The organism is Rhodococcus sp. 2G (assembly GCF_001886355.1).
Classification (GTDB): Bacteria; Actinomycetota; Actinomycetes; order Mycobacteriales; family Mycobacteriaceae; genus Rhodococcus; species Rhodococcus pyridinivorans.
In genome coordinates, this window is the sequence record NZ_CP018064.1 from 230,753 (window position 1) to 257,061 (window position 26,309).

Sequence of the window (26,309 nt, forward strand, 5' to 3'; positions counted from 1 at the left end):
AGAAAAGGTGACTGCAACGGTGGGGGCCAACACGATGACAGGAGAACTCGGCTATGTCGGCAACCCGCCACCCCACGTCCGATCCGATGTCGGCTGCCCCGGACGGGGACCACACACCAGCGTGGCGGAAACTGTCGCTTCGGCTCGGTGCGTTCGTCGATACGATCACCCCACGTCGGGACCTGCTGGCCGTCATCGGTCCCGGTGCCACGGAGATCTTCGATGGCCAACGCCCGGCCGGGATGTTCGATCACTCGGCGGCGACCCTCTTCGTTGACGCCACCCAGGTCCTTGCCGCGGCCACGGACCCGGATCGGATCGACCTGCGGGATCCACGTGACTGTGCCAGGTACCCGGTTTTGGCCGGGGTGACAGCACACGAGGTCGGCCACGCCACGCACTCGGCGCGACGCGGGACGATGCCGAAACGAGCTGCAATGTGGGCATCGCTTCTGGAAGAGCCCCGTATGGAAGGCAGGGTTGTCGCGGAGAACCCACGCGCTCGATCGTGGCTACGGGCTTCGGCAACCCATCTGCTCGGCCCCATCAACGCGCGAAGCGCAGACGAGGCAGCCAGGATGTTGATCCTGGTCGGCGGCCGCATCGACGCAGGCGTCTACGAGCACAGCGACCTTCCGGATCTGACAGCACTGGCCGGCCGCTTTCTCTCGGACGAGCAGGTCGACGTGCTGGTGACACAGATTCGGATCGCCGTCGGTCTCCCCGATGGCGACGTCGAGGCTCTGGTGCGGTGCGCGCACACAATCGCCGACGTGATGAGCTCCGAAGACGCCGAGGACGACGGTGGCGACGAGTTGGTCGAACACGGCAGCGATGACGTTCCCGTCTCCACCGGATCAAACGACCATGCAGCCGCCAGCGCAGACGCGGACGTCGAGGAAGAACTCGCCGCAGCACTGGCCGCGATGGCCCGCCGCTCGGTTGACCAGCTCCGCTACGCAGAGAACGTCACCGCCCTGACCTCTCGCGCTCAGCACCGCCGTGACCTCAGGCGAGAGCTTGCAGCGCAGACAACGGCAGCCGGTGCCGCCGCCCGCGCCCGCACACACCGCCACTCCGCACGTCGACCCACTGCCGCTGAGACCCAGCAGTCAGCACGGCTGACCCGGCTGCTTACGCGGGCTGCAGACCGCGGAACATACGTGCGCACCATTGCGCAGGCAGCTCCTCCCGGCCGGATGAACACCCGCGAGCTCGTCAGACGCGAAGGTCAACTCGCCGCAGGTCTCACCCCCACCGCCGCGCCGTGGTCTAGCAAACGAAGACGGGTGGTCGATGTTCCTCCCCTGACAGTTGGTATCGCAATGGATACTTCGCCCTCGATGGAGCCGGTACTCGAAGCTGCCGGAGTCGCGGCGTGGATGGTGCGGCGTGCTGTGCGTTCGCGGGGAGGCGACGCCGAGACCATGACCTGGAACAGCGACGCCGCGGTCTTGCAGGTAAACCCGGACAATAGAAGGGTGCTCCTGCCAGCTTGCGAGGGCACGAGTGAGGGGCTGCCCGAAGCGCTGTTGGCTTTGGACGCTCGCCTGCACTTGACCGCGGGTACCGGGCCGCGGCTGGTTGTGGTGATCAGCGATGGAGACATCCCCAACCACCACATAGTGGAGCAGCATCTCCGTCGCTTCACTACCAGCGGCGCCGCGGTGCTGTGGCTGACGCACTTCCAGTGGGTGCCGCAGTGGTTGGAACAGCTGAACCAGCGGTCAGACGCGGTACGGGTGAGCATCTTGGACGACACCGAACAGATCGCAGAGCGCATCGGCGCAGCGATGGTCGGCCTGCTGCAGACCTGGTAACCGCTGCGCCGGTCTGGGACGTGGGACTGAGGAGCGCTGAGTCTCCGTTCCGCTGCATGACCCTTCCTGCAAACTGAACCAACCGGACATATGCGATACAGTTCCCGGTTTAGCGGGTGGTGAGTGCTAGACAGGCTGGCAATCGGGGCAGCCACATCGCGGTGGTTACGCGAGAGGGATTGTCGTGAAGTTCGACAAGAAGTCGATCCTTGCCGGCGCCGCTGTTGTGGCGGTTGTCTGCGTTGCTGCCGGAACGGCCATTGCGTTGTCCGGGAACTCCGAAACGCGTCCGACCGGCGATCCAGTTCCGGGAACCTACTCTCAGATTCCGCGTGAGATTGGGACACACGAGATCGAATTTGCGGACGACGAGGTGTGGCCGCTGCTCATCACGGGCGAGGCTTTGGTCTATTTCCAGGACCCCACCGGGTCCGCCGGAAGAAGCCTCGGAAAGAAGATGACCGGGGTCAATCTCGAGACCGCCCAGTCGTGGGAATACATGATGGAAGGCGCATACTGCGGTTCTTCCGAGATGTACTCGCAGGATGCGACCATGGTGGTATGCCGGATGTCGGGGACAGACACCACCACCACCATCCTTAGCCCCAAGGACGGCTCTACCGTCGCATCCATACCTAGCCTGCAGGGCAACGACCATGTCGCCGGTGACACGCTCTATACCTGCTGGCGTGAGGACGGAACGTTCAAACTCGCGGCTCGAAAAGCCCCGGACTTCACCGAGGAGTTGCTTGTCAGGGTTCCTGCGAATACTGAGAACCCCTGCAACTTCAGTCTGCACGGCGACAAGATTGCGATCTACAGCAACCAAAACTGGGTGACGGTCGTCGAGGAGGACGGCACGATCGTCTACCAGGATTTTCAACGTCAGGGCTCGTTCAACTCGGCCGGGCTGCTCGAGACGATGGTTTACAACGCGGAAGAACCTCTCGAGGACAAAACATTCGACGTTATCGACCTGGACGGGAAGAAGATTTTCGAGTACTCCGAGCCCCTCGAGGAAGTGCCGAGCATTCCGGGTGGGCGTGATAGCGGACTCTTCATCGATGAATACGGGGCAGTGCGCGAACGCTCTACGGGACGCGTCCGCTGGACCTATGCAGAGACGGACCGCTTTCGTGTCGTCGGACTGGCCGGCAACACGCTTCTGGTCGTCGAGGACTTTGAAAGACTGCGCGCCTACGACGCCGAAAACGGAGCCCCACTGTGGGCCATCAGCGTCGATAGTGTGCTCCCCGATGACGCGGAGTCCTTGCCCGGAAACCCCGGCGGCTACTCGCTCACCGATAGAAAGCACCGCGTCGCAGGTGACGGCGAGGTCCTGCTGTTTGCATCCGGAACACGCCTGACTGCAGTCGATGTCGCCACCGGTGACATCCTGTGGAATATGGGCACCGGAGGCTGGATCGTCGACGAATACCAGGATTACATCGTCCTTTCCGACGACGAACGCATGCGAGTCCTTCACTTCGAGTGACCCTGTGCACGGGTGAACGATCTATCGGTCGGCCCGTAGTTGCACGAGCTCAGGCAGTTTCGCGGATCTGCTCGACCATATGTTGGGTGGCGTCGGCGACATCCAAGTAGGACTGTCCGAACGCGTCGCGGTCGGCAGCAGCAGGTATGTCCGGCACAGCGAGCACACCCGACTGCACGCATGCGCCGGTGCGACGAAGCACCTGTACCGCGAGTTCCAGACCACCAATCGGCATGTACGCCATCGGCGGGTCGCTCTGGAACAACTCCGGAGACGTATCGGCGTCGACGAGTGTGAAGGTCAACGCGGTGAGCAGCTCGGCGATCTCCCGGGGGTCAAGCCCAACAGGATCAGGAACTCCGGATTCGAGCAGCATCCGAAGTGCGGAGGCAAGCTTCATGCGCAGCAGCCCCATGGCCGCGTAGCGAGCGTGAACGTCAATCGCATGCACGTGTGCGGGCAACCGACGCTCGGGATAGGTGGTGGTCATCGCGGATCTCCTGGTGTCGAATTCCAGTGGTGTCACCGGGCAGGTCAGCGAACGTCGCCGTGCGCGGCGGTGATGATGTCGTCCAGCCATGACGCGGTGTCACGGAACCCGGCCGCGGCCTCGATAGGACTCTGGTTGGTAGGCACTGGACACAGGCCTGCGTCGATGTTGCCGGCTGTCGCTATCAGCACATCGCGTGCGAACGCCAGCGCTCCGGTCACAGAGAACACCATCGGATAGTCGGTTCGCAGGAACTGGCCGGTATCGCCATTGGTGTTTTTCTCGATGGTCGCGAACAGCTCCAGGGCCTCACAAATCTTCAGCGGATCAACACCTGGAGCAGACCCGCCCGCTTCAAGTGCGATACGCAATGCGTGCGTCAATGCGTGCTGCACCAAACCGTTGTCGCCGACGCTGATAGAGCAGTCGATGTCCTCTACCGAAATCGGCACTCGGGTGCGAGCAAATGTCTTCATATCCGGAGTGTGCCTCACCAGATTCGGGTGGAGCGCTCCCTGCAATGCCCCGTCGGCGCCGTTGCGGCCCTATACATGAGGTCACCGACAACTGAGAACGCTCATGAAGTGGAGTGACTATGCCGCACCTGTCGTCTGCCATGAGCATGGGACCGGTGTGAGCTGATTTTGCCAGGGTGATGGGACCACCTGGATTGCCAGTTATGGGACCACCGGCGCGCCTTGCCGGTGATCTCGTCGTTTGCTCGTTCGATCGTCTGTGACAGCTCAAGCGAGGTCGCGGAGGTCGACGGGCATGGCTTTTCGGGAGATCAGTGTGAACGAGATCAGAGAAGTACTGCGACTATGGCTCGGGACAGCCGCTCTGCCGGCGCCTGGGCTGCGCACCATCGCAGACCACGCCGGGGTGGACCGCAAGACCGTCCGACGCTACGTCGACGCCGCCCAGACTGCCGGGCTGAACAGGGACGGCACTGCAGCCGACATCGATGACGAGTTGATCGCTGCGGTCGTCGACACCGTGCGCCCCGACCGGCCTCATGGACACGGTGCGGCATGGGAACAGTTGGTTCCTCACGAGCAGCAGATCACCAGGTGGGTGGCCGGGGACGATGAGCACAAACCGCTGACGATCACCAAGATCCACGTGCTCCTCGCCCGCCAAGGCTGTGTGGTGCCGTACCGGACGCTGCACCGGTTCGCTACCGAGCGGTGCGGTTTCGGCCGCAAGGACCTCACCGTTCGGGTCGTCGACGGAGATCCGGGTGTCGAATGCCAAATCGACTTCGGGTATCTGGGGATGCTCACCGACCCCGAGGACGGCCGATCCCGGAAAGTTCATGCCCTGATCTTCACCGCCGTGTACAGCCGGCACATGTTCGTGTGGTTGACCTATTCGCAGACGCTGGCGGCGGTGATCGCCGGATGCGAGGCGGCATGGAAGTTCTTCGGCGGGGTCTTCGCGGTCCTGATCCCCGACAACCTCAGACCCGTCGTCACCGCGGCGGACCCGATCACCCCGCGTTTCAGCGAGGGGTGGCTCGACTACAGCAGTCACGTCGGATTCATCACCGATCCCGCCCGGGTGCGGTCACCGAAGGACAAACCCCGCGTCGAACGCACCGTGCAGTACGTGCGCGGAAACTTCTGGGTCGGTGAACGTTTCACCGATCTCGCCGAAGCTCAAGAGTCCGTCGTCCGCTGGTGCAGCACCACCGCGGGCATGCGTATCCACGGCACCACCTGCGCACGACCGCTGGAGGTCTTCGACACTGCCGAACGACCCATGTTGTTGCCGGTGCCGGCGGTCTACGATGTGCCGATCTTCAAGGACGTGAAAGTGCACCGTGATTTCCACGCAGAAGTCGGGCGGGCGTTGTATTCGTTGCCGCAACAGTGGATCGGATCGACGCTGTCGGTGCGCGCCGACACCGAACTGGTGAAGTTCTATCACCGCGGCATCCTGGTGAAGATCCACCCCCGCACGCCGCCGGGTGGACGGAGCACCGACCGCGCTGACCTGCCCGAACACAGATCCGACTACGCGCTGCGTGATGTCACCTCTCTGATCGCCAAGTGCACCGCGCACGGGCCGAACATCGGCATCTACGCCGAACGCATCCTCGACGATCCGCTGCCGTGGACGAGGATCCGCAGCGTCTACCGTCTGCAAGGACTGGTCCGCCGCTACGGAGCCGAACGGGTCGAGCAGGCCTGCACCCTGTCGCTCGACCTCGACGTCGTCTCGGTCACCAAGATCGCCTCGATGCTCGAGCGCGCCACCGAAAAGACCTCGCCGGATCTGCCGAAAGCAGTCGGACACACCGCATCACGATTCTCACGTGATCCATCCGAATTCAACACTGCCGCAAATGCACCCACACTGTCAGTCGTCGGCGACAGCGCCGAGAACACGGAGATCCACCGATGAGCACCCACACCCGCACCGCAGCCACCGAACCTGTCGGTACCGACATGGTCCGACTGCTCAAAGCTCTCAAACTCGGGGCGCTGGCCGACACGCTGCCCGAACGCGCCGCCCTGGCCCGTCAACACAAACTCAGCCACATCGGGTTCCTCGAAGTGCTCCTCGCCGACGAAGTGAACCGGCGTGAATCACGTTCGGCGACACTACGAGCCACCAAGGCAGGACTCGACCCGGCGATGGTGTTCGATACCTGGAATGCGCTCGATGATCTGCGCTACGACCGGACACTCCTCGCAGATCTGACCTCATTGCGGTTCCTCGACAACCAGCAGTGCGCGATCGTTCTCGGCCCGGTCGGGGTCGGCAAGACCCATCTGGCAACAGCATTAGGGCACATGGCAATCCGGCGGCGACACAGTGCTCTGTTCGCGCGATCGGACAAGCTGTTCACCCGGCTCCGCGCAGCCCGATTGGATAACACCGTCGACGCCGAGATCCGCAGGTTGACCGCGATCGACGTGCTCATCATCGACGACTTCGCGCTGCGACCGCTCGATGCCACCGAAACCAACGACTTCTACGAACTCATCGTAGAACGGCACAAGAAGAAGACCACGATCGTCACATCAAATCGGGAGCCGTCGGAGTGGCTGACGATGACCGCAGACACCCTCCTCGCCCAATCCGCGATCGACCGGCTGACCTCCAGCGCCCACACCCTCGTCGTCGAAGGACCGTCCTACCGTCAACGCACCCGGCCCGGAGCAGTTGACGCCGCCACCGACAACACGCATCCTCAATAACGCGCCACGGTGGTCCCTACCCTCTGGCAATCAGGTGGTCCCATCAACCTGGCAAGCGACAGCACCGCGCGCCCACCTACCCGCCCGACGAATGTGCCTCCGAGTTCGGGGACGATCCGAACGATCTGCCGGGTCGATCGGATCGACGGCCACCGAGGCCCCTGCGGCCGCACGAGGGCTACCGCTTCTTTGCTCTGCCGGCGACAGCTGCGTACGTTCCGGACAACTCCTACCGAGTGGACCTGGCCGAGCAGGTCCTGCTGCATGAGGGTGTACCCGTCGCGGTTATCAGAGCCGATGGACGCCCACAGTGGTCTGCGCGACGCTCGCAGGATGAGTTTGCTCGCTGGGCGGAGGACCTGCGCTGGATCCAGCAGGTGCCGGCAGCGACGACACTGACCCACTTTGGTTTCGGCCTACTGCTTCGGGAGGCACGCACAGCGGCGTGGTGCGAAAAGCAATCGAAGACTGCGTTGATGTACTCGACCGTCGACGAGGTGCGCCGAGGACGGTGGCGTGCAGAAGAGCTTCTCAAGGCAGACCGTCCCGAAGATCTTCAGTTCCTGGCGCGTGTCGATCCCCAAGCGGCGTACTACTGGCATTGCGGCCGCCGGCACGTTCTGGTCCCCGGGCTAGCTGAGCTGCTCCCCGAGTCGTCGGCGGGGGGATGGCTTGCAGATGTCGCCTCGGGGAGAGCCTCCGTGGCCGGTTGAGTCTCTCCGAAGGCCACATACCGGGGCTCGACCTGCATGAATCGCTGTCAGCAGGGTCCGCATGCACGCAGCTGTCGCCGTGCCGCCAGACTGGGGACTATGGAGATCAAGGGGAACGTCAAGCCCACAGCAGTGGCCACCGCATACTTCCGTTCGGTGGAGTCCAAGCGACCAGATCACCTGTTCGTCGACGATCTTGCCGAGAAGTTCGTAATCGCTTCCGGGATGTCTCCGGATGGAGACCTTCGTCTGCCGAACGTCACCGAGACCAGGCTGTATCGCACCAACGCAGCGCGCACCCACTACCTCGACGAGCAGGTTCGCCAGGCTGTCGCGGCAGGTGTACGCCAGGTTGTGATCCTGGGTGCAGGCCTGGACTCTCGTGCCTTCCGGTTGGGCTTGTCCGCGGAGGTGACCGTATTCGAAGTGGACCTCGAGAGCTTGTTCGAGTTCAAGGACGCCGCGGTCGCGGCGTCCGGCCGCGAGCCGACCTGTCGCCGCATCACAGTGGCTGGAGACGTGGAAACCGATGACTGGTCGAGTGCGCTAACCGCGGCCGGGCACAACGCTGCCGAGCCGACTGTGTGGATCGTCGAGAGCTTGTTCTTCTATCTCGGGGACGAGCAGAACGAACGTCTTCTGTCGACCCTCAGCGAACTCAGTGCTAGTGGGACGGTGCTGTGTGGCTCTCACTTCGGTCCGGGCTCACGCGAAGAACAGCAGACTCAGCAGATGAACAACCGCGCTACTGAAGCCGGTTCAGCGTTCCGGTCGTACGTCGACGACCCTGCTGCATGGCTGCGGCCGCACGGATGGGAGGGCGAAGGCGTAAGCATCGCCGACTACGCCGCGACCATCGACCGTCACGTTCCGTACACGGAAGAACCGGGCAATGTCGTGGCGTGGCTACTGTCCGGTCGGCGTTTGTAGAGCTGAAGTCTCCGGTGCTGCTTGGGTGGCACCGAACATGCCGATGTCGGATAGCTCCACCATGAGCCGGTGGGCAGCTACGGAGTCTTTCGAGGCGCGCCATGCTGCCCACCGGCTCAGGGTCGGCGCGGTGGGTGTAAGCACCACACCCTCATTGAGGCGGGTAGCTTCTTGCCATTCGTGCATCCGGTTGCGCAACAACTGATACCGGCGGTAGCGCCGGGGGAACGTTTCGGCGATCACGATTCCACCGACAATTGCGAAGGCAGCAACGAGACCGAGAACCAGCACGAGGGACACGGTTTTCGAGTGCTGCGCGTACCAGGTCTCATCCAGGTCCGGGTCGTTGTTGACATACAGGTCAGCGATTTTCATCGCAACATAGGCGGCTGCGATGGTAGCTCCCACAGCGAAACTGGCAAGACCCGCCGCTAGCGGGCCACGTCGAACCTTCCTCATCGCGTTGATGGTTACCACCAGAATGGAAAGCGCAGCGACTCCGATCGTGCCGAGATAGACGGTCCAGTACGCCGCCAGCCACCCAGTCATCGGAAAGTCGGCAGTCATGTAGCTCGTGGGTGATTCTGTGACCGGAGTCATCAGGAAGGTCCCTGCCATCAATGCCGTTACGACGGCATAGAAGTAGGGGAGTCGACGAGAAGTCGACCAGTTGCCACCGATAGTGAACGATGCGAACGCCGCGAACGTAGTCGCGGCCAAGGTGCCCAACAGCATTCCCGTGAAGTCGGTCAGGTTGTACACACCAGTGATGGCATGCAGTCCTTTGTCGATGTACTCATCGGTGATGACAGGGACGCGTGCGAGTTTTGCGGATCCCAGGAGGCCGAGAGCCGCGGTGAGGATCCACGTTTCCCGAAGGCCGCGGTATCGGTACGCGCGCCAGGCGGCGATCAGTACGAGAGCTAATGGCAATGCGATGCCCACCACGATTGAGGTCATGGCACTGCCCATCCGACGGCACGGGCTAGGCGCCCGAGGATTGCGCTGTCGTGGTCACCAACATCGTCACCCCACAATGGTCGTGTCAACTCCTTGGCTCGGGACATGAGCAGCGTCGCTAACCATTCGGCCTCGCGTTCGATGGGGTCTGTCAGAAGCGTGCGGTTCTTGCAGTAAGTGGGGAGCAGGGTTTGCACCACGTCACCGCTGATCGAGGGCATGAGTGTGCGCAGGTAGATCTGCTGCAGTGTCTCGGCAGTCCGAGCGTCGGGACGGTGCCGGAAGATGATGTGGGCCAACTCGTGGCAGATGATGTGGTCACGGTAGTCGCCTTCGGTCTTGGAGGTGACGAAGACGTAGTCGATTCGCTCGGTGGGGAGCCAGGCCCCGGTGATCGTATATCCATCCTGGTCTTCGACCTGTGTTTTCTGGTCGGGGATGGTCATCAGCTGAATAGCGCGACCGTTTCGGATGGAGAGATCGGCGATGAACCTCTCGATACTCCAGGGGCGGCTTACGGGGAGGTCCTGTAGAACACGTTCCGCGGCCTCACGGGCTGAGTCAGATGACGTCTCTGGACCCGGCCGGTCGCTCATTAATGCTCCTGAGTAGAGAGATGACTTGTCTTCGTTCGGCGGAGGATGCGCGCCCGGGGTTGCGTCGTAATCCCACCCACGGGACCCCCGCTGTGCGCATGGCGGCAAACAGTTCCAACTGCTCCTCGAGATCGACGGCATCGTCGTCGGTGAGGTATTCCGGGGCGAACCCGAAGACCTGAGCTATACAGCTGAGGACAGCGTCGGAAACATCCGTCACGGCACCAGAACGGAGATTCTCGATGTCTTCGGTCGTGATGGCCGTGTTGATCCGCGAGTTCACTTCAGCTGCGACACTGGCCGGGGTGTGCGAGGAGCCGTCGGGCTTGGGGAGAGTTGTGAAGAGGCGATCGATGCGCTCAGACAGACGTGACTGACGCCTATCGTTCATGCCGTACCTCCCTCTTCTAACCCGTGTGATTGGCTCGGCGGCGGAGTCGCTGCGTAAACGCTGCAGTCTGTTCCTCCGTCAGACCGGCAACTCTCCCGCTCAGCCACCGACGATACAAGCGCTCGGTCAGTTCTGGTTCAGCGGTGCCGTCGGTCGGGGCATCGAGAAGGTGGCCGAAGGCCAGCTCGAGGACTGCGGGAACCTCCGTGTTGGAGATTCGATTGCGTTCGAGGACTTCGGTGGCCCAACGTCCTGCCAGACTGGAAGTCGAGGACTGGACCTGTCGAACCGACTCGCCGAGGTCGTCGCTGCCCACTGCGTAGGAGTCAGTGAGCCGGTTGACTGCTCGGAGCAGGCCGGCCAGTTCTTCCACCGCTACGGAGACCTGTGATACACCGATCATGGGTTGTCCCGAGGTGTGGTCGGGCACGTTCCCGTCGCCGTTCGATGCATAGGTTGGAGCGTCAGGCAGTGCCCTTGGGATGCCGCCCGAGAGCGTTCGAGCCGCTGATCCTGGCTGCCACTGCAAGCCCGCATCTAGCTTTTGAAGTGTGGGGGCGGAAGGATCGGGACCGCTGTTTTCTTCGATGGTTGCGAGTCGGCTGACCGAAGGACCGCCCGCCTGCTGGACCTGCGCGCGAGTCAGGCCGAGTTCACGGCGACGGGCGGCGACATAGTCGCCGAGGCGGGCTGAATCATTGGCCATTAGCTGGAACACCTCATTTGCGGTCTGTTGGCGTGCGCCAATGGGTTCCTCGGCTTTCGGGGGCTAAGCGTTACTCGAGCTACATCCAGAACGGTGCTTCTGTCAATCCAACGTATCGCAGTAACTATGACATAGGGCTCAGATGGCGCTCAAATGGTGTTGAAATACATCTGCGATACGTATATGTTCCTCCGTTGGGAGGAGGTAGACGAGGGGAAGTAGATGATTCGGATCGACGTGGACTCGTTGAAGCTCGACGAGTACCTCGCGACCATCGAGGGATCAAGAACCTACGACGACATCACTGTCGACAACGGTCACACCTTGATGACCTCGTTGTGGAGGGCATTGTGCGAGCTCGAGGATGCTGAGGTCTTCACCATCCGTGATCGGGAGGGTGATCATGGAAACCTCGACATCAGCATCATCAGCGAGTATGGCAGCACCGATGACGACACCGGCGGCGAAATCGTCCGCGTGGTAGCAGTTCTCGGTCGTCGATTCCCACACATGGCCGGCCGACGCATGTCGACAGCCATCAGCGTCGGGCAACTGACGTCACCGTGGGAGCTCTGCCAGGATCAATGCGGCGGGCCAGACTTTGCCCGCGCTGTCGCACACGGTATCGCCGATCTCGCCACCCGCGCGGTCGATGATGCCCGGTCGATCCTTAGCTACAACCCATCCAATATCTCTGCCTAGTCGCCGCATAGCGGCGCATCATCGGAGAACAACCCTGACCACAGGGACAAGACGCGTGAGGCCCCGGACGCTGTCCGGGGCCTCACGCCGTTCACCGTCTCGGCGTGCCGCACCTTCGGCCGCGACCCCTTATCTTTCTCACCGCCATCGCGGCCGCGAGACCACACTCACGTGCGCTCGCCGCCTCTACGCAACCCCCGATCGGGGGACCTCTCCACACCACGAGTAAGGACACACGCATGCGCTCAGAAGGCCACTTGCCGAGTGAAAGCCTGCCCAGCTCTTCCTCCGCGCTGGTGACAACTCTGGCCTGGACCCTGAACCACCGGCTATCGACAGTCTCCGAACCTGACGACGACGAACTGACCATCCTGTCGTGGATGCTCGCAGGGGCTATCGCGTCCCACTGCAGCAACGTGGCAACAACGACGTCGATGGAACTGCAACCTCGCGTGCTTAACATCTTGCGACGACAGCGGACTCATACGTATCGGGAACACCGGAACCTCGACCTCGTTGCCCGAGCAGTGGCCGCGGTCAACACAACGCCATCTCACGCAGTGGCCGAGTCCAAGTCGTGAAGAGTCGCAGAAACGACGTCACTGAGCGTGTACTCGCCCAGGACGGTGTGATGGTAGGTGCCGTGCCCGTTCTCCTCGGCCAGCGGCAGTAACGGACACTGCGACACCTCGTCGAGGAAGTCGATCAACCGGTTGTACGTGTCGACGGGAAGCTGCAGCACTTCCAAGGGCGGCTGAGTTACCAAATGGCGCGCAACATCCTGTGATAAGGACTGCACTCTCCGCTGCACCTCCAAGGACAGATCTCGCATCATTGCCGAATCAGTTGCAACGTCCGACATTGCCAGAACCGCGGTGTCTGCCAACTGCTCGACTATTCGGGCTGCCCTCATCAACTCCACCAATGTGGCAGCCGCCTGCGCGAGAGTATGGGCAGACAGCAGCACCGTCGGCGCAGATTCGCCGGGGACCGCGCTGGCCAGAATTGTCGGGGCAAGGCTGTCCGCCCAACGTTCCACTGCATCGGACGTGATGACTGTGCGGGCCAGGTCCGGGGTGATGCCGGCCGATTCGGACACCAACGTAACCATGTTGTTGACGAATTCACTGACGACTTCGCGGGAAACGGCAATGTTACGTTCCTGCAGGATCGCACAGAGCCGCTCCGTTTGCGCGACATGCCAGCTGGTCTCGTTCATGCGCCAGATCATGACGTACCAGGTTCGGGTGGACGAGACGATGAGTGCCAACGACCGACGAATCCCTGAATGCATGAGAAGGACACCTGATGGCCGGAACAACAGCATCGATACGGGAGTGGAGTGTGCAGAACGAAGCGAGTCGTGCCGCCGTGCAGCTACGTGATTCGGTGCAGTGGATGCGTGGTGACATGGCGGCGGTGATGGGAGCTTGACCCCTGATCTTGGACACGTGGAATCCAGCACACTGCTGGGGGAAGCGAGAATCCAAGGATGGCCAGAAAGAACTACACCGACGAGTTCCGCCGTCGGGCGGTGGACTTGTATGAGTCCACGCCGGGCGCGACGCTCAAGGGGATCGCGGCGGATCTGGGCGTGTCTCGGGGCGCGTTGAAGGAGTGGGTCGACAAGCTGGGCTCGGGGACCATGACGGCGGGTGCAGCGCCGGTCGCGCCGAGCCGAGGCCGGCCCGAGTCACAGACGGCGAGGATCGCGCGGCTGGAGTCGGAGAACGCCGCGTTGAGGGTCGAGCAGGCCAAGCTCGCTGAGGAGCGGGACATCCTCCGCCAGGCGGCGAAGTATTTCGCCGGGGAGACGAACTGGTGAACCGCTTCCAGTTCGTCGAGGACCACAAGGACGCCTGGGGCGTGAAGCGGTTGTGCGAGGTCATCGAGATCGCCCGGTCGTCGTTCTATGCGTGGCTGGCCGCTGCGCCGGGACGTGCCGCGAGGCAAGCCGAGGATGCGGCGCTGGCTGAGCGGATCCGGGTGCTGCAGGACCCGGCGCTGGGCGGGGACCGTGCCTCGGGGGCACCCAGGATCACCGCCGACCTGAACGAGGGTGCGGCCGCGGACGGGCGGGTCAACCACAAGCGGGTGGCCCGCGTGATGCGCGAGCACGGCCTAGCCGGCGTCCGGCTGCGCCGTCGCGTGCGCACCACGATCCCCGACCAGTCGGGACGGCGTTTCCCCGATCTGATCGGCCGCAACTTCTCCGCCGGCGAACCGAACCGCCGCTACGTCGGCGACATCACCTACCTACCCGTCGAGGGCGGCACGAACCTGTACTTCGCCTCGTGCATCGACCTCGGCTCGCGGAAGCTCACCGGGTGGGCGATGGCCGACCACATGCGCACCGAACTCGTCGAGGGCGCGCTCGAAGCCGCCCGGCGCGAGCGCGGTTCCCTTACCGGTTCGGTGTTCCACTCAGACCACGGGTCGGTCTACACCTCGAAGGCATACGCCGCCCTCTGCGAGCAACTCGGGGTGACCCAGTCGATGGGGGCGATCGGATCGTCCGCCGACAATGCCCTCGCCGAGTCGTTCAACGCGACCCTCAAACGTGAACTCCTCGAAGGCCGTTCTGCGTTTCCCGACGCGGCCACTGCCTACCGCGCCGTGTTCCGCTGGGCGAACCGCTACAACACCCGGCGCCGCCACTCCGCGATCGGCAATATCAGCCCGAACGCCTACGAAGCCGCTGCCTCCGCTACCCTCGCGGAAGCGGCATAACCGAAATGACACCGTGTCCAAGGTCAGGGGTTAAGGCCCATGAGGTTGTTCGCCGAACAACACAACGCCAATGTCCACTGGGCTGACAGACATCCGGAACATCCGCACGCGGACGTGCTCACCATGCTCACCGAATGGATCCAGCACTACTACGGCTTCGTCCCGAAACCACCCCAGCGTGCGGACACGGGATTGAGTTCGGCCCCTCAACTCGTGCAGCAGATCATGCACACGCGGGCTGACTCATTCGCCGCTTTGCCGATCCATGTCCTGCCACCTCGGGTGTTCGAGACCATCCTCATGCTCGCAGGAACCGACACCTATCGACGCGAGCCTCTTCCGCTGAGCACAGCGTGGGAACCTACAGGACTGTTGGTGCTTCCGACCGCCATCCTCCGCCGCAATGAGTCCCGATTGGACCAGATGCTGGCGCAGGTGCTGGGTCGTTCACCCGAGCCGGACACGCTCTCGGCGGTGTCGTGGCTTCGCGAACCCGCCCGTGAAGGTGGTGAGCAGATCCGAGTGGGGGACTGGATCGTGCCGGAAGTGGGCTATCAGGGCTCCGGTATAGACGACAACGTCGGTCAGGCGCTAGCCGCCTTCGACAACAACAGCGAGTTACCTCCCTGGTTATGGACCAACGAACAGATCCACCACGTTCAAAGCGCAGCGCACCCATCCAACGATGCACGCCGACGAATCCACTCCGCCGCCAACGACCTGAAAACCGGCACCGTTGTTCCATGGACGCGGGGAAGCGTCTACGACGATGCCGATGGCCTACTTGCCTTACGTCTGACCCACGTGGCCTGGGATGCAGTCCAAGCAGGGATCCTCTGCAGGGTGCCGCTGGAGGGTAACGAGCCGGCCTTTCTCGTGCAGCCGTCCTAGCCGTCGGGCTGTGCCCACTCCACCGCGTACCGACCACGCTGTCCTGCACCGCCGAACGTATGCGTGCCACAACGACACTCTTCAACCGGATAACAGCCTCAGCCGGCCACCATCTGTCTACGGCCGGCCGCGCTGTCGTGCCGCGGCCTTGGGTGCCGAGACGCAGGGTTGATTGCAGTACATCGCAATCGCTCAAGGAGGCCCACATGTCGATCACGTTCTACCCCGAAATTGCACCGGTCATCGGTTACCGGCTCGTCGACCACCTCGGTGGTATCAGTGAGCTGTTCGCGGAGTATGCCGAGGCGGTTGCTCGATTGGACGAGTTGCACGCGTCCGATGCAGTGCTGCCAGGTTGCACCGACCCGGAGTCCGCTCGTGCGTACGGCGCAACGATCGAGGCCGTCACCTCCGACGGCGAGGACGTGCCGGACCTCAACGTCTCGAATGCGAACGCGGCAACGTTGTTGGACGTTCTGGGATTTTCTGGTGAATGCAGCGGCGCGTGCTCGGCGGAGGACTTCCTCGGCCGCGTTCTCACTGCTGAGGCACTAAGCCCTCAGGATGCAGGTGTGCCCGCCCATCAAGTCGGCGCCAGCCCCCGCGTCATCGACTGTGGTCGACGCGCGGGATACATCCAGGAGCGACTCGAAGAGCTCCGTGTCATCGCTGAATGGGCACGCGCACATGATCGAAGGGTGCAGTGGGCCTGATGAACTCCATCGGTCGAGTTCCGAGTGATGAAGTCAGGTCCAAGGTTACAGCGAGTCGATTTTCCTCTCGATGCAGTCGTCGACCAGTGAGTAAGTGATCTCTCCAGCAGATCCGACTTCCGAACGGCACCGGTCTTTGATTACTTGGTAGTGTTCGCCACCAGACTTTTCGGGGACCCAGAACCCCCAGACGAGCAGCGCGACAACGCCGATGAGGACGCCCCCGCTTAGCCTCAAACTTTCGTCTGGCTAGGCTGACCTGCGGATAAGTCGTAGGTGGCTGCGTTGTCGGATGAAGGCATGAGGGATCGCCGGCGCTGCGTTCGCCGGTTCTCCATGATTGCTCGTCGGTTCGAGGTGAATGCTCAGGCGGTGCGCAATGTGGTCCAGGCGGCGTCAATGAGGTGGTTGTAGGGCCAACCCTTCGGCAGTCGCAGCAATCGTCTCCTGCCGGTGTTGATGATGCGGCCGGCGACAGTGAGGATCCGCAGGCGCAGCCGTTTGGGTTCCCACCGGCGGACCGGTGCACGCTCACCCCAAGCAAGAGTCTGAGTCCAGGCCAGTAATTCGGCTGCGAGGGAGACGATTTCGAGCCAGATCTGATTCTGGGCGAACCCGTGAAACGGCAGGTTCCGCATGCCGGTGTCCTTCAACCCGCGGATACGGTCCTCGGCTCGGGCCCGTTGCCTGTGCCGGACCTCGAGGACCGGCAGGGTCCAGCCGGGACCGCGGGTGTTGGTCGCGAAACAGGTGATCCGCCACCCGTCGGCATCGGTCAACCGCAACTGCGCGCCGGGATGCGGACGCTCACGTCGGACGATCACCCGCATCCCGGCGGGCCAGTCCTTCGGCCCGGGCCTGGTGACCCGGGTCGGTTCCGGCATCCACGCGGTCAGCTCCGCGACCTGGGCGCCGTCACGAGGTTCACCCTCGCCGTCGACCGCCGCCCGCCACGCCTGAACAGGGATTGCCTCGATCGCCGTCTTCACCGTCTCGTGCGCGGGGAACCCGATCGAATACTCGAGCCCGAGGTCGGTGATGTGATGCAGGAACGCTTTGGAGCACCCGCCGGAATCGGTACGTACCAACACCTGCCCACGCTCCGATGCAGGCAGCTGATCGAGGGCGTGGTCGAGGGCGGTGATGTGGTCCTCCTTGTCGAATGGGGAAGCCTTGCCCGGCCGCAGATCCAGGACCAGCGGTTCGCCGGTGCCGTGTTCGCCATGGTCGACGAACACGCACATCGGCGAGAACCCGAACGTGCGCTTGTAGGTCGGCTCGGCGAGTTCCTTGTCCGAGTGCGCGGTCACCAGTGTCGAGTCCAGATCGACGATCACCTGACCACCGTCACGGTTGCCCGCGGTGCCGGCCAGTGGTCGGCGGCGATCCCACGCCGCCGCTCGAGCCGATGCACGAGCAGCCCGGATCGCGGGCAGCACCGTCTCGATTTCTGCGGCAAGGCCGGTGACCAGCCGGGACACCGTCGGATCGGAGGCGACCGGTCCGAACAGTTCGGGTTGGGCGCACCACCGCGAGGTCGGCGGCGCAGTCACCACCGAGCGCGATCGCCATGGCCAGGTCGATCAGCACCTTGCCCGGGTCATGACGTGATCGCGGCGCCCGCCACGGTGTCAACGCCGTCGACAGTGCCCGATCGACGCCACAGACCCTGACCGTCTCGCGCAGCAGCAGTGCCCCGGACGAGGAAATCAGCGACTCGCGGCGAGGATCGAGAACCAGAGCTGGGTACGGGTTAGGCTTCACCTGCGGAGTGCCTCTCTCGATGACGGATACTTGACCTTCGACAAGCCAAGAATCCACTACCGGACAGGCACTTCCGTGCTTTACACGCCGGGCTCAGCCCGCATGAGAGGAAATCTCCAGGTTAGGGTGAGGCGCTTCCGATAGCGCCTTCGCTCTACAGCAGTATCACTGTCCCCAGTCAGGGAAGGCTTGGATGCCAGGCAGGCGATAACCCCGATAATGGCGCCCCAGTAAAGCAATTGCGCCGCTATTCCCACGTGGCAGGTCCCCGATAGTCGGTCCGGTCGGTTCTAGGTCGTGTTTCATAAGCGCGGGGTGCGGAGCCACAGGTTGATGGCGGCGATGCAGACAGTGGCGGTATAGCGGACGGCGAGTTTGTCGTATCTCGTTGCGACGGCCCGGTTCTGCTTGAGCAGGTTGATGCCGCACTCGACGGCGTGCCGCTGCTTGTAGTGCTCGCGGTCGAATGCGGGCGGCCGGCCACCCGCCGACCCCTTCTTCTTCCGGTTGGCGACCTGATCGGACTTGACCGGGATCGTCGCCCGAATGCCCCGCTCGCGGAGGTACTCGCGGTTGGCGGCACTGCTGTACGCCTTGTCCGCCAGCACCGCGTCGGGGCGACACCGCGGCCTTCCCACCCCGAGCCTCGGCACCCGAATCGCGTCGAGAACAGCCTCGAACTGCGGACTGTCACCACGCTGACCTGCGGTGACAAGGATCGACAGCGGTTTGCGGCCCTGCTCGCACGCCAGATGGGTTTTCGTGGTCCAGCCGCCACGCGAGCGTCCCAACGCGTGATCGGCGGGTTCGGCCTCGATCCCGCCGGGCGGCTCGACCTGCCCGGCACCGTCTCGGCGGGCACCGGCTGCGTGCTGATGGGCGCGGGCGATGGTCGAGTCGACGCTGACATCCCACACGATCTCGCCGGCGGCGTCGGCGAGTGCCTGCAACCGGGTGTGGATCTGCGCCCACACCCCGGCGCGTTGCCAGCGGCGGAACAACCCGTAGACCGTCTGCCACGGCCCGTACCGGGCCGGCACGTCCCGTCACGGCGACCCGGTGCGGGTCCGCCACCGGATCCCGTCGATGAGCTGGCGTTTCGTCCACTTTGGTGGACGCCCCACCTTCTTCCCCCTCGGCAGCAGCGGAGCGAGCTGTGCCCACTGCGCGTCAGATAGATCCGCTCGCGCCCCTGGCCCGTTGTGCTGGGCGCGTGACGTCGATGGCCTCATCGCGGCCAGATTTGGCGACGCATAGCCCGCCGCTGTGGCGACCGCGCAGGCGCCCGGTGCTCAGCCCTACTTGTCCGTCACCAGGCGATAGATCACATATCCGACGAACCATGTGGTGAGGAGGACGCAGAGAACGAGGAGGACGTCGATCGCGATCACCAGCATGCAGACTCCTTGGTTAGTGGGTACTCACTAACCAGAATCGTAAGCTACCGTCGGGACATGCCCGACAACGCTGTCCCCACCGCGCGTGACCGGATCCTGGATGCAGCTGCCAGCACCATGCGGGACAGAGGGCTTGCCCGGGCAACAACGAAGGAGATCGCGGCGGTCGCCGGCTATTCGGAGGCGATGATCTACAAGCTCTTCGACGACAAGGTCGACCTATTTCTGAGCGTCCTGCGTGAACGGGTTCCCACCGTCGACATTCTTACTCGCACCGACCGCACCCCCGGTGACGCCACCACCCTCGAGGGCAGGTTGGTAGCGACGATCGAGCAGATCACTGCGTTCTATCGGCAGACGTTCGCAATCGGCGCCTCCCTGTTCTCCGACGCCGAACTCCTCGAACGACACCGAACCGCCGTCATGGCACAAGGGGCAGGCCCGGCGCTTCTTCCAGCCGCAGTAGCCCGATTCCTTCAGAACGAGCAGCGTACCGGCACCATCGCTGCCGATGCCCCGATCAACGGGGCCACATCGTCCATCGCCGGCGCCTGCTACCTACGGGCCTTCCTCGAGCAGTTCTACGGACCCGAGCACGTACAAGAACCGATGGCCGAGTTCACCGCCTCGGTCATCGCGACGGTGTTACCTGCTCTGATCGCTGCGTAACACCACTTCTGAAACACGGCCTAGTAGTACTTTGTTAGGTTCACCACTTCTTGTTGCGGGGCCTCGAGTTTCGGCGGGATGTCCGAGACGATGACCGGGTGGATGCCGCAGCCCTGATCGATGTCGGTGAACGTCTCGACGTGTTCGTCGACGAGGTGTTCTCCTCGCTCAAACGCAAGGACCAGCGAGCAACGGCAGGGGTATATGCGCGGGGATTGATGCTCGACGGGCGCCGCAAGTCGATGCAACCGATGGCCGACCGGCTCGGGATCGATCACCAACGCCTGCAGCAGTTCGTCACCACCTCACCATGGGATCCGGTACCGGTCCGGAAAACGCTGTCCCGCAGGGCGTGTGATCTGATCGTCCCGGATGCGTGGGTGATCGACGACACCGGATTCGCCAAGGATGGCGACGCCTCCCCATGCGTGGCCCGGCAGTATTCGGGCACCTTGGGCAAGGTCGGGAACTGCCAGGTCGCGGTCAGTGTGCACGCCGCCACCGATTCCGCGTCCGCGCCGTTGGATTGGCGGCTGTATCTGCCCGAGAGCTGGGACGATCAGCGGTGCGACGATCCGGAGACGGCCGCGGTGATCACCGCTCGCCGGCGACGCAATGCGATCCCGGACGAGGAGCGGTACCGCTCCAAGGCGGTCATGGCTCTCGAGATGCTCGACGAGCTGATCTCGTGGGGCCGGACCCCGCCGGTGATCGTCGCCGACGCCGGCTACGGTGACTCGGCCACCTTCCGTCAGGGTCTGACCGACCGCGACCTGGTCTACGTCGTGGCGGTCAAGGGCGCGACCCTCGCCCACCCGGGTGATGCGGTGCCGGTCGCCGCCGCGTATTCCGGGCGCGGGCGGCCGCCGACCCGGCGCTACCCGGCGGCGGTGACCTGCAAAGATCTCGTCTTGGGGGCAGGCGTCGAAGCACTGACCGAGATCAACTGGCGCTGCGGCACCAAGACCGGCCCGGCCAATCCGGCCGCGGCGATGCGCTCACGCTTCGTGGCGCTGCGCATACGCCCGGCCAACCGCACGATTCCCCGCGATGAGGACGGTGTGCTGCCGCAGGCCTGGCTGCTCGCCGAATGGCCGATCGGAACGGCCGCCCCTACCGACTTCTGGCTCGCCACCCTGCCTGATGACACCCCGCTGTCGGAGTTGGTGCGCCTGGCCAAGATCCGTTGGCGCATCGAACACGACTACCGGGAACTGAAAACCGGTCTCGGACTCGATCATTTCGAAGGGCGTTCCTGGCTCGGCTGGCACCATCACGTCACCCTCGTCACCGCCGCGCACCTGTTCCTGACGTCACTGCGACTGACCGACCCAAAAGCGACCGGGCGGGACTGACCCTCTACGGCATCGTGCGCGAACTCCAACGCGCACTGGCCTATTGGATCGGTACCTGCCCGACCTGCCACCACACCTTCCCGACCTAACAAAGTCCTACTAGAGCCGGTTCCTACGTGCAGTGAGGTTTTCTCACCAGGAGAGCACTCATGAGAGCTGTGTCGAGTCGGGGGCCGGGGCGGTGCTGAGGACGTGGGGTCCGGCCTGGTAGGGAATGGTTTCGACCAAGAAATTCATTCCCCGAAGCAGGACCCCACGTGATCACCTATCGTGCCACGCTCGACGTGCCCGAGCACACCCTGGCCTTCGTCACCGGCATCCTTGCTGCGCACCGCCGCAGGACCGATCGCCGACCGTGGCAGCGGGCCGCCACCGTCTACGTCCAGGCGGTGATGGTGCTGCGCTGGTTTCGCGACGGCACCGCTGTCGCCGACCTCGCCCGCGATGCCCGCATCTCGCAGGCCACCGCCTACCGGTATCTCCACGAAGGTATCGACGTGATCGCCGCGCACGCCCCGGACCTGCACGAGGTGCTCGAACGTGGGATCGAGGACGGCTGGGAGCATGTCTGCCTCGACGGCACCCTCATCCCCTCGACTCGCTGCCGGGAACGCTCCGGGCCCGGGCACGACGCGTGGTACTCGGGTAAACACCGCCGCCACGGTGGCACCATCCAGCTCCTGACCGATCCGACCGGCTATCCGGTGTGGGTGTCCGAGGTCGCACCCGGTTCGGTGCACGACTTCACCGCTGCTCGTCGGGGCGGGATCCTCGGCGCCCTCTACACCGCTGCCGCCGGCGGGATGCCCACCCTCGCCGACAAGGGATACACCGGTGCCGGGATCGTTGTCCACACGCCGACCAAGGGCCGCGACCTCGATATCGGCACCCGCTGCCACAACACGGTGCTGTCTGCGATGCGTGCTCCGGCCGAACGCGCCAACGCGCTGCTGAAGACCAGGTGGAAGGCACTACAACGAGTCAGCCTGTGTCCCTGGAGGATCGGTGCGATCGCTGCTGCCGCCCTCGTGCTTCTTCACCTACAAGCACCAGCCCGGTGAGAAAACCTCACTGTTTCTGCACCTGCATAAGAAACTCCTCGTTGTCGCGAGTCTCTCTGAGCTTACTGATCAACAGGTCGATTGCCTGTTGGGAGTCGAGGGTACTAAGCACTTGTCGCAATTTGTTTACAACAGCGCCCTCCTCAGCGGAGAGAATGAGCTGGTCTTTGCGGGTACTTGACGGGGTGATGTCGACTGCAGGAAAAACCCGCCGTTCGGCGATCTTTCGATCGAGCTTCAACTCAGCGTTGCTGGTGCCCTTGAACTCTTCGAAGATCACGGTGTCGCCGGTGGACCCCGTTTCTACCAACGCTGTGGCGATGATGGTGAGCGAGCCACCGTTCTCAATGTTCCGCGCTGCACCAAGGAACCGCTTCGGCGGGTAGAGTGCGGTTGAGTCGACACCGCCGGAGAGGATGCGACCCGACGCGGGTGACGAGTTGTTGTACGCGCGTCCCAATCGCGTAATCGAGTCGAGCAGCACCACGACATCTCTGCCATTCTCGACGAGTCGCTTCGCTCGCTCGATCGCTAGCTCTGCAACCGCCGTATGGTCGGTAGGCGGCCTGTCGAAGGTTGAGGCGACGATCTCGCCATCGACCGACCGCTGCATGTCGGTGACTTCCTCGGGGCGCTCGTCAATCAACACGACCATGAGGTAGCACTCCGGGTTGTTGGTCGCGATTGCATTCGCGATGTCTTGCAACACCGTCGTCTTACCGGCTTTTGGTGGTGATTGGATTAGTGCACGTTGCCCCTTACCGATCGGCATGATGAGGTCGATTACCCGAGTGGTCAATCGGTCGGAGGTCGTCTCCAGACGTAGCCGCTCGTTGGGGTAGAGCGGAGTCAGCTTGCCGAACTCGGGCCGATTCTTTGCTGCATCTATGTTTCTTCCGTTCACCGTGTCTATTGCGACCAAGGAATTGAACTTCTGCCGGGGGTTGCGTTGTTCGCCCTCGCTCGGAAGGTGTACCGCTCCAGTGACTGCGTCGCCCCGACGCAACCCATTCTTGCGAACCAAGTTCATCGAGACATAGACATCTTTTGGACCAGGAACATATCCCGATGTGCGTAAGAAGGCATAGTTGTCTTGAACATCGAGGATCCCCGCGACAGGTTGCAATACCGTGCCATCTGAGTGGTGCGCGTCGTTCGTCTCGCTATCATGATTGCGGCTGCGCTGACGAAAGCGACGGCCACCCCTGTGCATGCGCTCTCTATCGTTCCGGGCACTGCTCCTGTTGGGTTGGTCGCGCGGCTGGTAGCCATTTTGATCTACATGTTCATCGGCGGAACCGTTATCTATGTCGGCGCCTTTGCCGGTGTCGGCTGAATTTTGTTCCGGTCCTGCTTCGGCGGCCTCTTCGCTGGCCGCCGCTTGGAGCTTCGATTGTTGCTCGCCGTCTCCTGAACTTCTGCCGAATTCTGAAGAACCGGATGTCAGCATCTCGGAAATTGCAATTGCAAGATCCTTCTTCCTCATTCCGGCTACGCCTTTAATACCCATGTCGGATGCAACAGCCCTCAACTGCGGCAACTTCATGGACGCCAGATCCTTGGGGGGCCACTCCACGGCCGACCCGGAACTTGACAGAATGATGATGTCGGTATTCGTCATTTTCACGCCCTTCTGTGACGGGGTTTTGCTAGGGGAGCAAGCTCCGTTTGGCGACTGCGAGCTAGGCCGCAGTCTTGAGTAACGACATTTTTCCGGAGGGGGAGACGCTGGAACGTCCTAGAAAGGAATATCCGATCGCAATCTCTGCAGAGCTGTCGCGGATCCTATCCACCGTCCATGGAATGAAGTGGAGCTGGCATCTCAACCTCGAGCCAGATCGTCGAGGGAGCGTGATTGAGACAGTACGCAAGGGTTGGTTCAATATCAACCCCTGCGTTCGCTCGTCGTATTAGTGCGAATTCGGTGAGCAAGTGCGCTTGCCGTCGGCGTGCATGATCCCCGCGGACTTCATCGACGTAGTCGTCCTGCAAGAACTTGATGAGTTGTCCACCCAGTGGCGCCTCACAAGCTAACCTCGGGATTTCGTGCGTCCAGCAGAACAGGAGGTTGCCTTGAGTAGGTGATTTGTTGTTCGTAAGCTCGTCGTCGCTTGCCGGTGGAAGTCCGGTCCGGGTAGCTGCCAGGTGGCCCGGTAGCAGGCTGGCGGCTTCACCGGGAAACGGGTGGGGTCGAAGCCCAGCGTCAAAAGCCCTGCAAGGGGGAGCGAAGATGCGGTCCGCAGCATGACGCGAAGCCTGCGGCGTCGTTAGAGGTCCCCGCCCATAAGGGTGGGGGTGAAGAGAGAGCCGAGCCGCCGAAATCACGGTGAAGGCCATGGAAGGCACCGAAGACCTGGAGATGCAGGTGCCGAGGAACTCTCCGGCGTATGGGGCGTGGAACGTATCGACAGTGGCGGCGGGAACTGGAGAGGCCTGTCAAGTCCCGAGTTTTGTTGAGGCTGAGCGTGTGTTCAGTTCTCAGGCCGCAGAAGCGGCTGGCGGTTGTGCGTAGTGGGCGGTCTCGACCTCGGCCGGAGTCCGATAGTCGAGCATGCCGTGGACCCGTTCGGTATTGAACCAATGCACCCACTGCGCCGTAGCGGCCTCGACGTCCTCCCGACCGGCCCAGGGACCGTCGAGGAAGATCAACTCGGCCTTGTACAGCGAGTTCAGCGCCTCCGCCATCGCGTTGTCATAGGAGTCGCCCTTCGATCCGACGGAGGCGACCGCCGCGGCCTGATCCAGAGTCTGGGCGTAGCGCAGTGCTCGGTATTGCACGCCGCGATCGCTGTGGTGGACCAGGCCGGTGACGTCGTGGCCTGCACGGCGCCGTGCCCACAGGCCCATCTTCAACGCGTCGAGAGCCAGTTCGGTGTACATCCGCGTCGAGGTCTGCCAACCAACAATCATGCGAGAGAACACATCCAGGACGAACGCGACGTAGACCCACCCGGACTGCGTGCGCACATACGTCAGATCGGCCACCCACAACTGGTTCGGCGCAGTGGCCGTGAAATCCCGCTCGACGAGGTCCCCAGGCCGATCGGTTTCCGGTGCCGGCTTCGTCGTCCGTGGCCATTTTCCGCGCATGGTGCCGCGGACACCGAGTTCGCGGCAGAGCCGCTCGATGGTGCAGCGGGCCACCTCGCGGCCCTCCCGGACCAGCTGGGCGTGAATCTTGCGGATCCCGTAGACCCGCATCCGTGGGTGGGAGTGGATGCGCATGATGTGTTCTTTGAGGACGGCATCGCGGCGTGCACGGGCGCTGGGTTCGCGACCGATGAAGGCGTAGTAGGTGCCCGGGGCGATCTTGACCTCGGTGTTCTCCGACAGAACGCGACAGATCGGTTCGATCCCCCAGCGGTGTTTGTGTTCGTCGATGAACGCGACGATCACTTCAGTCGGCGGTCGAACTCCGCCTTCTCGAAAAAAGCTGTGGCAGAACGTAATACTTCCATCGACTGACGTAGTTCGCGGTTCTCTTTCTCCAGGCGGCGGATGCGTGCTTCGGCATCGACGGGCTCGGTCGGGAGTTCGGCGTCTTCGGCCTTGCGCACCCAGGTCCGCAAGGCCTCCTTGTGGACGCCGGTCTGCTCGGCGATCCGGTTGATGGCGCCGGTGCGGGTATCGGGGTCGCGGCGGGCTTCGACGGCGAGTCGGGTCGCTCGCTCGCGCAGTTCCTGTGGGTATTTGTAGTTCGCCATGGTGAGTCTGGGGTGA

The 26,309-nt window shown here is 63.2% G+C and carries 23 protein-coding genes, 2 pseudogenes and 1 other annotated feature; of the genes and pseudogenes, 14 read left to right on the plus strand and 11 right to left on the minus strand.

What is annotated here, in order from left to right:
- Window positions 1-86: 86 nt before the first annotated feature.
- Together BO226_RS25895 and BO226_RS25900 are read left to right on the plus strand one after the other, a co-directional pair.
- On the plus strand, window positions 87-1,820 hold the full coding sequence (locus tag BO226_RS25895) for a hypothetical protein (RefSeq protein WP_071936716.1): 1,734 nt from the start codon (window positions 87-89) through the stop codon (window positions 1,818-1,820).
- 184 nt (window positions 1,821-2,004) lie between these two features.
- Complete coding sequence (locus BO226_RS25900; RefSeq protein WP_071936717.1) at window positions 2,005-3,315, plus strand: outer membrane protein assembly factor BamB family protein; 1,311 nt, start codon at window positions 2,005-2,007, stop codon at window positions 3,313-3,315.
- Window positions 3,316-3,364: 49 nt separating this feature from the next.
- Here BO226_RS25900 and BO226_RS25905 read toward each other — a convergent pair whose 3' ends face one another.
- Together BO226_RS25905 and BO226_RS25910 are read right to left on the minus strand one after the other, a co-directional pair.
- A complete protein-coding gene (locus BO226_RS25905; protein WP_064257301.1) occupies window positions 3,365-3,805 on the minus strand; it encodes a hypothetical protein in 441 nt (146 codons plus the stop codon).
- A gap of 44 nt (window positions 3,806-3,849) precedes the next feature.
- Window positions 3,850-4,281, minus strand: a complete 432-nt coding sequence (locus BO226_RS25910; RefSeq protein WP_156895438.1) for a hypothetical protein — start codon at window positions 4,279-4,281, stop codon at window positions 3,850-3,852.
- Between the two features lie 295 nt (window positions 4,282-4,576).
- Here BO226_RS25910 and istA point away from each other — a divergent pair, with 295 nt between their 5' ends.
- The 4 genes from istA to BO226_RS25930 all read left to right on the plus strand — a co-directional run bounded on the left by istA (window position 4,577) and on the right by BO226_RS25930 (window position 8,654).
- On the plus strand, window positions 4,577-6,211 hold the full coding sequence (gene istA / locus BO226_RS25915; RefSeq protein ID WP_059381859.1) for an IS21 family transposase: 1,635 nt from the start codon (window positions 4,577-4,579) through the stop codon (window positions 6,209-6,211).
- Window positions 6,208-7,011: an IS21-like element helper ATPase IstB gene (istB, locus tag BO226_RS25920; RefSeq protein ID WP_039585263.1), complete on the plus strand. Its 804-nt coding sequence runs from the start codon at window positions 6,208-6,210 to the stop codon at window positions 7,009-7,011. The genes istA and istB overlap by 4 nt, the downstream gene beginning before the upstream one ends.
- Before the next feature lie 236 nt (window positions 7,012-7,247).
- Window positions 7,248-7,724, plus strand: a complete 477-nt coding sequence (locus BO226_RS25925) for a hypothetical protein (protein WP_071936719.1) — start codon at window positions 7,248-7,250, stop codon at window positions 7,722-7,724.
- Between the two features lie 99 nt (window positions 7,725-7,823).
- Window positions 7,824-8,654, plus strand: a complete 831-nt coding sequence (locus BO226_RS25930; protein WP_198040685.1) for a class I SAM-dependent methyltransferase — start codon at window positions 7,824-7,826, stop codon at window positions 8,652-8,654.
- Here the strand turns inward: BO226_RS25930 and BO226_RS25935 are convergent.
- The 4 genes from BO226_RS25935 to BO226_RS25950 form a co-directional block, all read right to left on the minus strand.
- Window positions 8,631-9,614: a hypothetical protein gene (locus tag BO226_RS25935; protein WP_071936721.1), complete on the minus strand. Its 984-nt coding sequence runs from the start codon at window positions 9,612-9,614 to the stop codon at window positions 8,631-8,633. The genes BO226_RS25930 and BO226_RS25935 overlap by 24 nt on opposite strands.
- Window positions 9,611-10,060: a hypothetical protein gene (locus BO226_RS25940; RefSeq protein WP_071936722.1), complete on the minus strand. Its 450-nt coding sequence runs from the start codon at window positions 10,058-10,060 to the stop codon at window positions 9,611-9,613. Before BO226_RS25940 ends, BO226_RS25935 begins: the two co-directional genes overlap by 4 nt.
- Before the next feature lie 115 nt (window positions 10,061-10,175).
- Window positions 10,176-10,601 carry a hypothetical protein gene (locus BO226_RS25945; protein ID WP_071936723.1) on the minus strand — a complete coding sequence of 142 codons (426 nt, stop codon included), beginning with the start codon at window positions 10,599-10,601 and terminating at the stop codon, window positions 10,176-10,178.
- Between the two features lie 16 nt (window positions 10,602-10,617).
- Window positions 10,618-11,307 (minus strand): helix-turn-helix domain-containing protein, encoded by a 690-nt coding sequence (locus BO226_RS25950; RefSeq protein ID WP_071936724.1) that lies wholly within the window; start codon window positions 11,305-11,307, stop codon window positions 10,618-10,620.
- Between the two features lie 222 nt (window positions 11,308-11,529).
- Here BO226_RS25950 and BO226_RS25955 point away from each other — a divergent pair, with 222 nt between their 5' ends.
- Complete coding sequence (locus BO226_RS25955; RefSeq protein ID WP_071936725.1) at window positions 11,530-12,009, plus strand: hypothetical protein; 480 nt, start codon at window positions 11,530-11,532, stop codon at window positions 12,007-12,009.
- A 553-nt stretch (window positions 12,010-12,562) separates the two neighbouring features.
- Here BO226_RS25955 and BO226_RS25960 read toward each other — a convergent pair.
- Entirely contained in the window at window positions 12,563-13,228 is a 666-nt protein-coding gene (locus tag BO226_RS25960) for a hypothetical protein (RefSeq protein WP_156895439.1), read from the minus strand.
- Window positions 13,229-13,317: 89 nt separating this feature from the next.
- Here BO226_RS25960 and BO226_RS28500 point away from each other — a divergent pair, with 89 nt between their 5' ends.
- The 4 genes from BO226_RS28500 to BO226_RS26885 all read left to right on the plus strand — a co-directional run bounded on the left by BO226_RS28500 (window position 13,318) and on the right by BO226_RS26885 (window position 16,343).
- Window positions 13,318-13,443 (plus strand): hypothetical protein, encoded by a 126-nt coding sequence (locus BO226_RS28500; protein WP_269666663.1) that lies wholly within the window; start codon window positions 13,318-13,320, stop codon window positions 13,441-13,443.
- A 58-nt stretch (window positions 13,444-13,501) separates the two neighbouring features.
- Window positions 13,502-14,739 (plus strand): IS3 family transposase gene (locus tag BO226_RS25970; RefSeq protein WP_102031462.1). Its coding sequence is split into 2 segments (ribosomal slippage): window positions 13,502-13,814 and window positions 13,814-14,739, totalling 1,239 coding nucleotides; the frame shifts between segments, so codons are not numbered across the junction.
- Window positions 14,740-14,778: 39 nt separating this feature from the next.
- Window positions 14,779-15,630, plus strand: coding sequence for a hypothetical protein (locus BO226_RS25975; RefSeq protein ID WP_156895440.1), 852 nt, complete (start codon window positions 14,779-14,781; stop codon window positions 15,628-15,630).
- A 206-nt stretch (window positions 15,631-15,836) separates the two neighbouring features.
- Complete coding sequence (locus BO226_RS26885) at window positions 15,837-16,343, plus strand: hypothetical protein (protein ID WP_082921137.1); 507 nt, start codon at window positions 15,837-15,839, stop codon at window positions 16,341-16,343.
- Window positions 16,344-16,708: 365 nt separating this feature from the next.
- Here BO226_RS26885 and BO226_RS25985 read toward each other — a convergent pair.
- Together BO226_RS25985 and BO226_RS25990 are read right to left on the minus strand one after the other, a co-directional pair.
- Window positions 16,709-18,107 (minus strand): annotated as a pseudogene (locus BO226_RS25985) (IS1380 family transposase).
- A gap of 302 nt (window positions 18,108-18,409) precedes the next feature.
- Window positions 18,410-19,339: pseudogene (locus BO226_RS25990) on the minus strand (IS5 family transposase).
- A 222-nt stretch (window positions 19,340-19,561) separates the two neighbouring features.
- Between BO226_RS25990 and BO226_RS25995 the strand changes: the two are divergent.
- The 3 genes from BO226_RS25995 to BO226_RS26005 all read left to right on the plus strand — a co-directional run bounded on the left by BO226_RS25995 (window position 19,562) and on the right by BO226_RS26005 (window position 22,589).
- Window positions 19,562-20,173: a TetR/AcrR family transcriptional regulator gene (locus tag BO226_RS25995; protein WP_071936728.1), complete on the plus strand. Its 612-nt coding sequence runs from the start codon at window positions 19,562-19,564 to the stop codon at window positions 20,171-20,173.
- Between the two features lie 98 nt (window positions 20,174-20,271).
- Window positions 20,272-21,528, plus strand: a complete 1,257-nt coding sequence (locus BO226_RS26000) for an IS701 family transposase (protein ID WP_039584526.1) — start codon at window positions 20,272-20,274, stop codon at window positions 21,526-21,528.
- Between the two features lie 257 nt (window positions 21,529-21,785).
- Window positions 21,786-22,589 (plus strand): IS5 family transposase, encoded by an 804-nt coding sequence (locus BO226_RS26005; RefSeq protein WP_071936729.1) that lies wholly within the window; start codon window positions 21,786-21,788, stop codon window positions 22,587-22,589.
- A gap of 7 nt (window positions 22,590-22,596) precedes the next feature.
- On the opposite strand, the gene rho is transcribed toward BO226_RS26005, so the two are convergent.
- Both rho and BO226_RS26015 read right to left on the minus strand, forming a co-directional pair.
- Window positions 22,597-24,210, minus strand: a complete 1,614-nt coding sequence (gene rho, locus BO226_RS26010; RefSeq protein WP_064257811.1) for a transcription termination factor Rho — start codon at window positions 24,208-24,210, stop codon at window positions 22,597-22,599.
- Between the two features lie 857 nt (window positions 24,211-25,067).
- Window positions 25,068-26,293 (minus strand): IS3 family transposase gene (locus BO226_RS26015; protein WP_156895441.1). Its coding sequence is split into 2 segments (ribosomal slippage): window positions 25,068-26,014 and window positions 26,014-26,293, totalling 1,227 coding nucleotides; the frame shifts between segments, so codons are not numbered across the junction.
- Window positions 25,890-26,024 (minus strand) — a sequence feature (AL1L pseudoknot). It overlaps the preceding gene by 135 nt.
- Window positions 26,294-26,309: the final 16 nt, after the last annotated feature.